This window comes from Anaerotignum propionicum, from assembly GCF_024461735.1.
In the GTDB taxonomy this organism is placed as follows: domain Bacteria; phylum Bacillota; class Clostridia; order Lachnospirales; family Anaerotignaceae; genus Chakrabartyella.
The window spans coordinates 26,182-34,981 of record NZ_JANGAD010000014.1; the positions used below are offsets into that span (position 1 = coordinate 26,182).

5 protein-coding genes and 1 other annotated feature are annotated in these 8,800 nt (G+C 39.1%); of the genes, 3 read left to right on the top strand and 2 right to left on the bottom strand.

What is annotated here, in order from left to right; genetic code table 11:
- Nucleotides 1-270 precede the first annotated feature (270 nt).
- A complete protein-coding gene (gene ftsW, locus NE558_RS13760; RefSeq protein WP_256150745.1) occupies nt 271-1,410 on the top strand; it encodes a putative lipid II flippase FtsW in 1,140 nt (379 codons plus the stop codon).
- A gap of 107 nt (nt 1,411-1,517) precedes the next feature.
- Here the strand turns inward: ftsW and NE558_RS13765 are convergent, their stop codons facing one another.
- Nucleotides 1,518-2,342, bottom strand: a complete 825-nt coding sequence (locus NE558_RS13765) for a chemotaxis protein CheW (protein ID WP_256150747.1) — start codon at nt 2,340-2,342, stop codon at nt 1,518-1,520.
- Between the two features lie 249 nt (nt 2,343-2,591).
- Nucleotides 2,592-2,813: a binding site (T-box leader), on the top strand.
- A gap of 319 nt (nt 2,814-3,132) precedes the next feature.
- Here NE558_RS13765 and NE558_RS13770 point away from each other — a divergent pair.
- Nucleotides 3,133-5,763: a valine--tRNA ligase gene (locus NE558_RS13770; protein WP_256150748.1), complete on the top strand. Its 2,631-nt coding sequence runs from the start codon at nt 3,133-3,135 to the stop codon at nt 5,761-5,763.
- Nucleotides 5,764-5,960: 197 nt separating this feature from the next.
- On the opposite strand, the gene NE558_RS13775 is transcribed toward NE558_RS13770, so the two are convergent.
- Nucleotides 5,961-6,995 carry a hypothetical protein gene (locus NE558_RS13775; RefSeq protein WP_256150749.1) on the bottom strand — a complete coding sequence of 345 codons (1,035 nt, stop codon included), beginning with the start codon at nt 6,993-6,995 and terminating at the stop codon, nt 5,961-5,963.
- Between the two features lie 356 nt (nt 6,996-7,351).
- Between NE558_RS13775 and glyA the strand changes: the two genes are divergently transcribed.
- A complete protein-coding gene (gene glyA / locus NE558_RS13780) occupies nt 7,352-8,593 on the top strand; it encodes a serine hydroxymethyltransferase (RefSeq protein ID WP_256150751.1) in 1,242 nt (413 codons plus the stop codon).
- Nucleotides 8,594-8,800: the final 207 nt, after the last annotated feature.

Genomic DNA, 8,800 nt, shown 5'->3' on the forward strand with positions numbered 1-8,800 from the left:
TATTGAATGTGACGCACAGAAACCTTGTATTTGAAAAAGGGTCAAGGGGTCAAACTCCTTGTGGAGACTGAGGCAGAGCCTCAAGGTCTAAGACCTTTGTAATGTTTGAGGAGAAGTAATGAATATTGAATGTAACTCACAGAAACCTTGTATTTGAAAAAGGGTCAAGGGGTTAAACTCCTTGTGGAGACTGAGACAGAGCCTCAAGGTCTAAGACCTTTCATATGGGCTCAAGGTTTTAACTAAAATCGGAAGAAACGGAGTGAGGAAATGGGAAGAGGGTATAGCCAAAGGAAGGGTCCAACAGCAAAAAGAAAGCGAATTAAACCCGATTCCTTCGATTTCACGGTTTTGTTCGTGGCATTGACACTAATGCTATTTGGTGTTGTAATGATTTTTAGCGCTAGCTACTACACAACCATGACCGGTGCTAAATATAATTATGATATGTTTTTTTTCTTAAAACGACAAAGTGTTTGGGTGGTTTTGGGTATTGTAGCAATGGTTTTTTGCATGAATATTCCGTATAATTTCTGGAAGCGCTTTGCCCTATTGGCTTATTGGGCTTCAAATGTTTTCTTGCTTCTGCTGCCCTTTATCGGGATTGAGGCCGGTGGTCAGAAACGCTGGCTTGGAGTAGGTATGTTGCAGTTTCAGCCATCAGAATTTACAAAATTGGCTTTAGTCCTTTATTTTTCCCAATACATTGTGAGTCATAGACAGGATTTAGCCAATGTTAAAGGCTTTTTTAGGGCTCTAATGGTTTTGGCTTTGCCTGTAGGGTTGATTGCAATTTCAAACTTCTCTTCCGCTTTGTTGATTATGTTGATGGGTTTGACCATGCTGTTCATTGGTAGTCCTAAAGTTTGGTACTTCGTTGCAGGTGCAGGTGCAATTATTCCGGCAGGTGTGCTTGCAGTTGTTTTATTCCCATATCGCCTAAGTCGAATTAGGATATGGTTAGACCCTTGGTCTGACCCCACAGGAAAAGGCTTTCAAACAATTCAGGGGCTTTACGCTGTTGCATCGGGTGGTATTTTTGGCCTTGGTTTGGGTCAAAGCAGACAGAAAACCTTCGTACCCGAGTCTCATAATGATATTATTTTTGCAATTATTTGTGAGGAATTGGGGATTATCGGGGCAGCTTTGGTCATTATTCTGTTCGCAGTTTTAATTTGGCGTGGTATTAAAATTGCCATGAATGCCAAAGATACATATGGAACATTGATGGCCACTGGCATTACATCAGTCATTGCATTTCAGGCAATTATCAATATCGGTGTTGTAACAAATACCATACCAAATACAGGGCAGCCTTTGCCCTTTATCAGCTATGGTGGTACATCACTATTATTTTTAACTATTATGATAGGTTTGCTTTTGAATATTTCAAGATATCAAAAGGACTAAAAAGAAAACAGCACAGAATCCAAAAGGGATTGTGCTGTTTTTTGTTGAAATTAATTAAGATATTCTTGTCTGAAAACTTTTGTATCTATCCAGAAACATACGTAATACTAAAGGCTGAAAATACCGCCCATGTTCAGTACTAAAAATGTGGCGTCGGAGCCTTGTTTTTCTCCAATATGTGAGAGTAGCTGAGGACCTGATGTATTCAAACAGCTAGGGGGTAAATCTTTCATTGTTATTGTCTCCACCGCTAAAACTTCATCAACAAGCAGCCCCAATAAAGAGTTTTGCTTATCTCTTACAGTGACACACATGGTTTTGGTGTTATCACGGAATATTTTTTTTGTTTCGTCCAAAAGCTTTACAACGATATCTTTATATGTATGTGCATCTTGCTTAAGCTGATCCCGCAGACATTGCTCTCTTTCACAATCATTGCAATGACGAGGGCAATCGAAAGCCAGATGAGCGGTTTCATGGAGTTTTTTATGTGGCTCATCAATTTTACTTAAGTGAAATGCAATGGCATGGTTATTGGTTTGATAGGAATCATACCACTTTCCAAATGCACATTTATGGGGATCAGTGGCCAATCGAAAGGTATCTTCCTCCAAAAGGCATCGCTCCATTTCCTTTACCCAAAGAATATGGTCATTTTTTCTATGCTCTAACATTTCGTCAAAAGCATCTTGCTCCTGTTCAAGAGTTTTCAAACCCAATGCCGGTCTTAAATCTATAATGGGAACTACGTTTCCCCTTGAATGAATGATGCCACGTTTTATAATATTACTATCTGGCAACACGCTGACTGGTTCTTCTAATACAGAGATTGATTCAACATAAGAACTATCAATGGCATATAATTGTGATTCAAGTTTTAAGCTAAGCCATAGGTTCGTTTTATCTATAAATTCATCTTTTTGGTTCAGCATGTAGGATCACTCCTTTCTGTGTATCTAAATGATATATATTATATTCATCATACAACAAGTTTTACCATTTTTCAACTGTAATACACCTGAGAATAGTAGACTGTTATTTGTATACTGTTTTCGTTATGAGGGCGTTTAAAGTAAGAATACACCCTTCTCTGTGGATTAATTGTGATTTAACAGTAATTTGATAAAAAGATGCTTGACAAATTTAAAGGAATTGACTAAAATCTTGTGATATAGAAACTGCAAAAGACAGTGAAAAAGAGGAGTATGTATCGGATCATTGCCAGAGAGAAAGGGTCATCGGCTGTAAGCCCTTTTCAAAATAGGATACAGAAGGTAGCTTTTGAGTTGTTTTGCTGAAGGATTATTTCTGTGTAGGCAAAAACGGTTTACCCCGTTATCGGTTATTGAGTGTCTGCCCTTTGGGCAGAAATTAAGGTGGTACCGCGAGCTTTCGTCCTTTTTATGGATGGAAGCTTTTTTTATATTTTTATCTATGAAAATGCGCCTCTAAGTCCATGAAAAGTAGAAAAACATATGCAAGAATGAGGAACATTTTTATAAATCTTGTTATCAATAAAATGCAATGTCTAGATAAATAAGGAAGAATCATTTTATTTTTTGTTTAAATTGAAACCTTGTTTATAAAAGACCCAAGACATGGTTATAACAAACAAAGATGAATCTTTGTAGTAGGGATTAAAATATTGTTTCTATAGGAAAAAACAAACTGCATTGTTTGATGAAAAGAAATATTTTAGGAAAAAATGAGGAGGAGAGTATTATGAAGGAATTAGCTAAAAGTTATGATCCATCAATTGTTGAAGAAAAACTCTATGAAAGATGGATGGAAAAGAAATATTTTCACACAGAGGTTGATAAAAGTAAAAAGCCCTTCTGTATCGTTATGCCACCCCCGAACATAACAGGGCAGTTGCATATGGGTCATGCCTTGGATAATACCATGCAAGACATCCTCATTCGTTGGAAAAGAATGGCAGGTTATAATGCATTATGGGTACCCGGTATTGATCATGCCAGTATTTCTACTGAATTAAAGGTTGTTCAAAAGATGGCTTCCGAAGGCTTGAGCAAGGATGATGTTGGTCGTGAAGGTTTCTTAGATCGTGCATGGGCATGGAAAGAGGAATATGGCGGCATTATTTTGAACCAGCTGCGTAAATTAGGATGTTCTTGCGATTGGGACAGAGTTCGTTTTACCATGGATGAAGGCTGTTCTGATGCTGTTCTGGAAGTATTCTGCCGGTTATATGAAAAAGGCTATATCTATCGTGGTGAAAAAATTATTAACTGGTGCCCTGAGTGTCAGACCACAATTTCCGATGCTGAAGTAAATCATGTTGATTCAGCAGGACATTTTTATCATATTGATTACCCCATTGTAGGTTCTGATGAAAAACTGCGTTTGGCAACAACCAGACCTGAAACAATGCTGGGGGATACTGCTGTTGCTGTTCATCCTGAGGATGAAAGATACAAACACTTAATCGGAAAGAACTGTATTTTACCTTTGTTAAATAAAGAGATTCCTATTATTGCCGATGATTATGTTGACCGTGAATTTGGTACTGGTGTAGTAAAAATCACACCTGCCCATGACCCTAACGACTTTGAAGTTGGTATGAGACATGATCTCCCTCGTATCAGTGTTATGAATGATGATGGCACAATGAACGAATTGGCAGGGGAATATGCAGGTATGGATCGTTATGCATGCAGAGAAGCCATTGTGGCAAAGCTGAAGGATGAGGGCTATTTGGTTCGTATTGAGGACATTACCCATGCTGTAGGTTGTCATGAGCGCTGTAATGTTCCCATTGAACCAATGATTAAATTGCAGTGGTTCGTAAAAATGGATGAAATGGCAAAGCCTGCTATGGAAGTATATGAAAATCAGAAGCTGCGCTTTGTGCCAGACCGCTTTGGTAAGGTTTATATGCATTGGTTGGAAAATATACGTGACTGGTGCATTTCTCGTCAGCTTTGGTGGGGACACCGTATCCCTGCATATTATTGTGCAGACTGCGGACATATCACTGTTGACAAGCATACACCGGATAAATGTGAAAAATGCGGCTCTACAAATCTCAGACAGGATGAAGATACGTTGGATACATGGTTCAGCTCTGCTTTATGGCCTTTTTCAACCTTAGGCTGGCCTGAAAATACCGAAGAGATGAAACACTTCTATCCTACAAGCACTTTGGTTACAGGGTATGATATTATCTTCTTCTGGGTAGTAAGAATGGTATTTAGCGGTATGGAACAGATTGGTGAGATTCCATTCCATGATGTATTGATTCATGGGCTGATTCGTGATGATCAAGGGCGTAAATTCTCCAAATCCTTGGGCAATGGCATCGATCCTCTTGAGGTTATTGCAAACTACGGTGCTGACCCTCTGCGTTTGATGCTCATTACTGGAAATGCACCTGGAAATGACATGCGCTTTTACTGGGAGAGACTGGATAACTGTAGAAACTTTAGCAATAAAATTTGGAATGCGACTCGTTTTGTAATGATGAATTTAGATGAAAAAGTGGAAACAAAGCTTCTCATGTTAACTTCTGCAGATAAATGGATTCTTTCAAAGGTAAATACTTTGGCAAAAGAAGTTGCAGATAACATGGAGCATTATGAATTGGCGTTGGCTGCTCAGAAGGTTTATGATTTCCTTTGGGATGAATATTGTGACTGGTATATCGAAATGGTTAAACCTCGTTTATACAATAAAGAGGATCATACCAGAGAAGCTGCCCTTTGGACACTGAAAACCGTCTTGATAAATGCCTTGAAGCTGTTGCATCCCTTTATGCCTTTCATCACCGAGGAGCTGTTTTTGCACATTCAGGATGCTGAAGAAAGTATCATGATTTCCGATTGGCCAGTATACAAAGAAGAGTGGAACTATAAAGAAAATGAAATGGAAATAGATACGATTAAAGAAGCAGTTCGCAATATCCGTAATATTCGAGGTGAAATGAACGTAGCTCCTTCCAAGAAGGTACAGGTATATGTTGTTACTGAAAATGAGGAAATCAGCCATATTTTTGAGCATGCAAAGGTATTCTTTAAAACTTTGGCATATGCCAGCGAGGTTATGGTTCAAAACACACGAGAAGGCATTGATGAAGATGCAGTTTCTGTGGTTATCTCCAATGCTACAATATATATGCCTTTGGCGGAATTGGTTGATATTTCCAAGGAAATAGAGCGTTTGGAAAAAGAGCGAGATAAAATGCTGGGTGAAATTCAGCGTGTGGAAAAGAAGCTGGCAAATCAGGGTTTTGTAGCAAAAGCACCTAAGTCTTTGATTGATGAGGAAACGGCAAAAGGTGAAAAATACAAAGCAATGTTAGCTCAGATTGAAGAACGTTTGGCTCAGATGAAGTAAAATATCCGAAAATAGATAAGAAGCCGTTTGTAAAGGACTGGGTTTAGGAAGAACCCAGTCCTTTATTATTGCAACAGAGATTGATAAACTTCTAAGCCGTCTTCCTTTAATCGATAAAGTTAGTAAATAAAAAATAATATATTTAAGTATTTAAAAACCCCCGGCGTTGGCCGGGGGAATGATGTGGAGCTACATTTTTATCTGCAGTTGCATCTGTTGTTACAATTACAATTATTATTGCAGTTATTTACACAATTGTCTTTGTCATCCGCATCGCAGTTTGGAGAACTGTAGGTTGGTGTATATGCACAACAGGATTTAGGTTCTTGGGAAGGTACAAATGCATCCCAAGGGAAACTCATAGCATTAAAGTTTCCGCAAGGATCACCGTTCTGCAAAGGTGATACACAGCTTTCAGGCAAGCATGTGCCTAAGGACTGAACTACCATGTTTACAGGGCGATACAGCTTGATAATTGTGAACAAACCGATTGTGACATTTACAGCTACTGGAGCTGTTTGAGGATCACAGTAATCGTTGCATCTGTTGTTGCATCCGTTGTTGCATCCATTGTTACCTCCATTGTCACAGCCGCATCCGCTTTCGCATCCGCAAATGCAACTACAGCAACAGCAGCAGCAGTTGTTGTTACTAGGACTTGCATACTTCAATTCAGCATCCAATGCGAGAGCTTTACCTTCTGCTACAACGTAAGGGCCGCCGATGCCGCTAAAGCAACCATTAAACATTTCGTTTACAGTTGTTGTTTCTGCTTCGGTAGAACCAAACAATGTTGTCTTCAGGGTATAGCTGCTTGTTGCATCAATGCGTCCGATAAAGCAACCATCAGAACGACGGAATTCTAAAGTATATTCAAAGACATACCTTAGTTCAATATCCCAGCAGCCGGTTTGCAAAGAGCTGGGGGTCTTGCGAATAATTTCGATTTTTTTCAGTACCAGATGTTTGATGATAACATCGGTTGCATTGCAAGGGGGAATGATGATATCACCCTCGCAAATCATGTCGTTACCACCAGGACCACCATTCCTTGCAGCTCTAGCGGGTCCCAAAATATCGGGTGTTAAACATTTCTGAATACGGCATTGGTCGAAGATTTTTTGCGCGATGATACATACTTCGCCAGTTCCAGCATTGGAGCCACATCCACATCCACAGCCACAGCTTCTACTACTGAGTTCTGTATTGTTATCAAATTCAAAAGCTCCCATAAGATTGCCTCCTTTGAGTTGTATATGTTCTTATATATAGTATGTAAAGCGAGAAAATGGGTGATAGGAGTAAAATAAATATATTTGAAGTATTTTAGCTTTTCTTTTGCAGAGGTTGGAAGATTTAACCTTATTTTTAATATAAGTGAATTTTTTTTTATCTATTTTGCCAAGTACTTTTTTCCGGCTAAAATGTTATACTCTGGATATAGTCCTTTACAGAAGAGGCCTAGATACTTCTTCCGAATAAAGGGATATGCTCAAGAGGAAAAGAACAGAGAACTTGTGCAAAGCAGCACAGATCAGATCATTCGAGGAATAAAAAAGAATTTTCAGAAAAGAATGGAGGATGAAAAATGGGTTTGAATTTTGAAGAAATTAAAAATGTGGATGCTGAGGTTGCCCAGGCAATTGAGGCAGAACTTGTGCGCCAACAGCATAATATTGAGTTGATTGCATCGGAAAATATTGTTTCCAAGGCGGTTATGCTTTCCATGGGTACGCCCTTAACAAATAAATATGCAGAAGGTTACCCTGCAAAGCGTTATTATGGTGGGTGCGAAAAGGTTGATATTGTTGAAAATTTGGCGAGAGATCGGGCAAAAAAATTATTTGGCTGTGATCATGTGAATGTACAGCCCCACAGTGGTTCTCAGGCGAATCAAGCTGTTTATTTTGCGATGCTTCAATACGGTGATACTGTTATGGGTATGAATTTGGATCATGGCGGTCATTTAACCCACGGCAGCCCTGTTAACCTTTCAGGAAAATATTTTAACTTTGTGGCCTATGGTGTAGATGATAATGGATTTATTGACTATGAAGCATTTCGCAATAAAGCATTAGAGGTTAAACCAAAAATGATTGTTGCCGGTGCAAGTGCATATGCAAGAACCATTGATTTTGAGTTTATGGGCAAGGTAGCAAAGGAAGTTGGAGCCTACTTTATGGTGGATATGGCTCATATTGCTGGATTGGTTGCGGCGGGTTTACATCCTTCTCCTGTACCTCATGCAGATTTTGTTACCACAACAACCCATAAAACTTTGCGTGGCCCTCGTGGCGGAATGATATTGTGTAAAGAGGAATTTGCTCAAAAGATTGATAAATCTATCTTCCCCGGAATTCAGGGTGGACCATTGATGCATACCATTGCTTCAAAAGCTGTATGCTTTCAAGAAGCGTTGGAGCCTTCATTCAAGGAATACATTGGGCAGGTTGTAAAGAATGCAAAGGTTTTAGCGGAAAGTTTGCAGGCAAATGGTGTGAATATTGTGTCCGGCGGTACAGACAATCACCTGATGCTGGTTGATTTGCGCTCTTTGAATATTACAGGTAAGGAAGCAGAGAAAAAACTGGATGAGGTTGGAATTACGGTTAATAAAAACACAATTCCAAATGATCCCCAGTCTCCTTTTGTAACCAGTGGTATTCGTATTGGTACTCCTGCCATTACCTCAAGAGGTATGGTTGAAGTTGATATGAAGGAAATTGCAGCTGTAATAGCCCTAGTTTTAAAAGATTTTGAAAGCAATAAGGAAGAAGCTAAAAAACGTGTAAAAGCGTTAACAGACAGATATCCTATTTATGAGGATTAAAGTAACACTGTTTGATTCCAGGGGGAAGCCTTTTACATCCACTAAATGTCGATGTATGCTTTCTATATGAAGAAATAAATTTGCAACGCTGATGGTACAAATATTTTGGTTTGAATAGGAAAAATAGTCCCCTTGCCATGGATGGTGAGGGGATTTTTTTGTTCGCTTTAGCTTGACAAAACCACCGGCTATGCCGGTGGTAGGAAA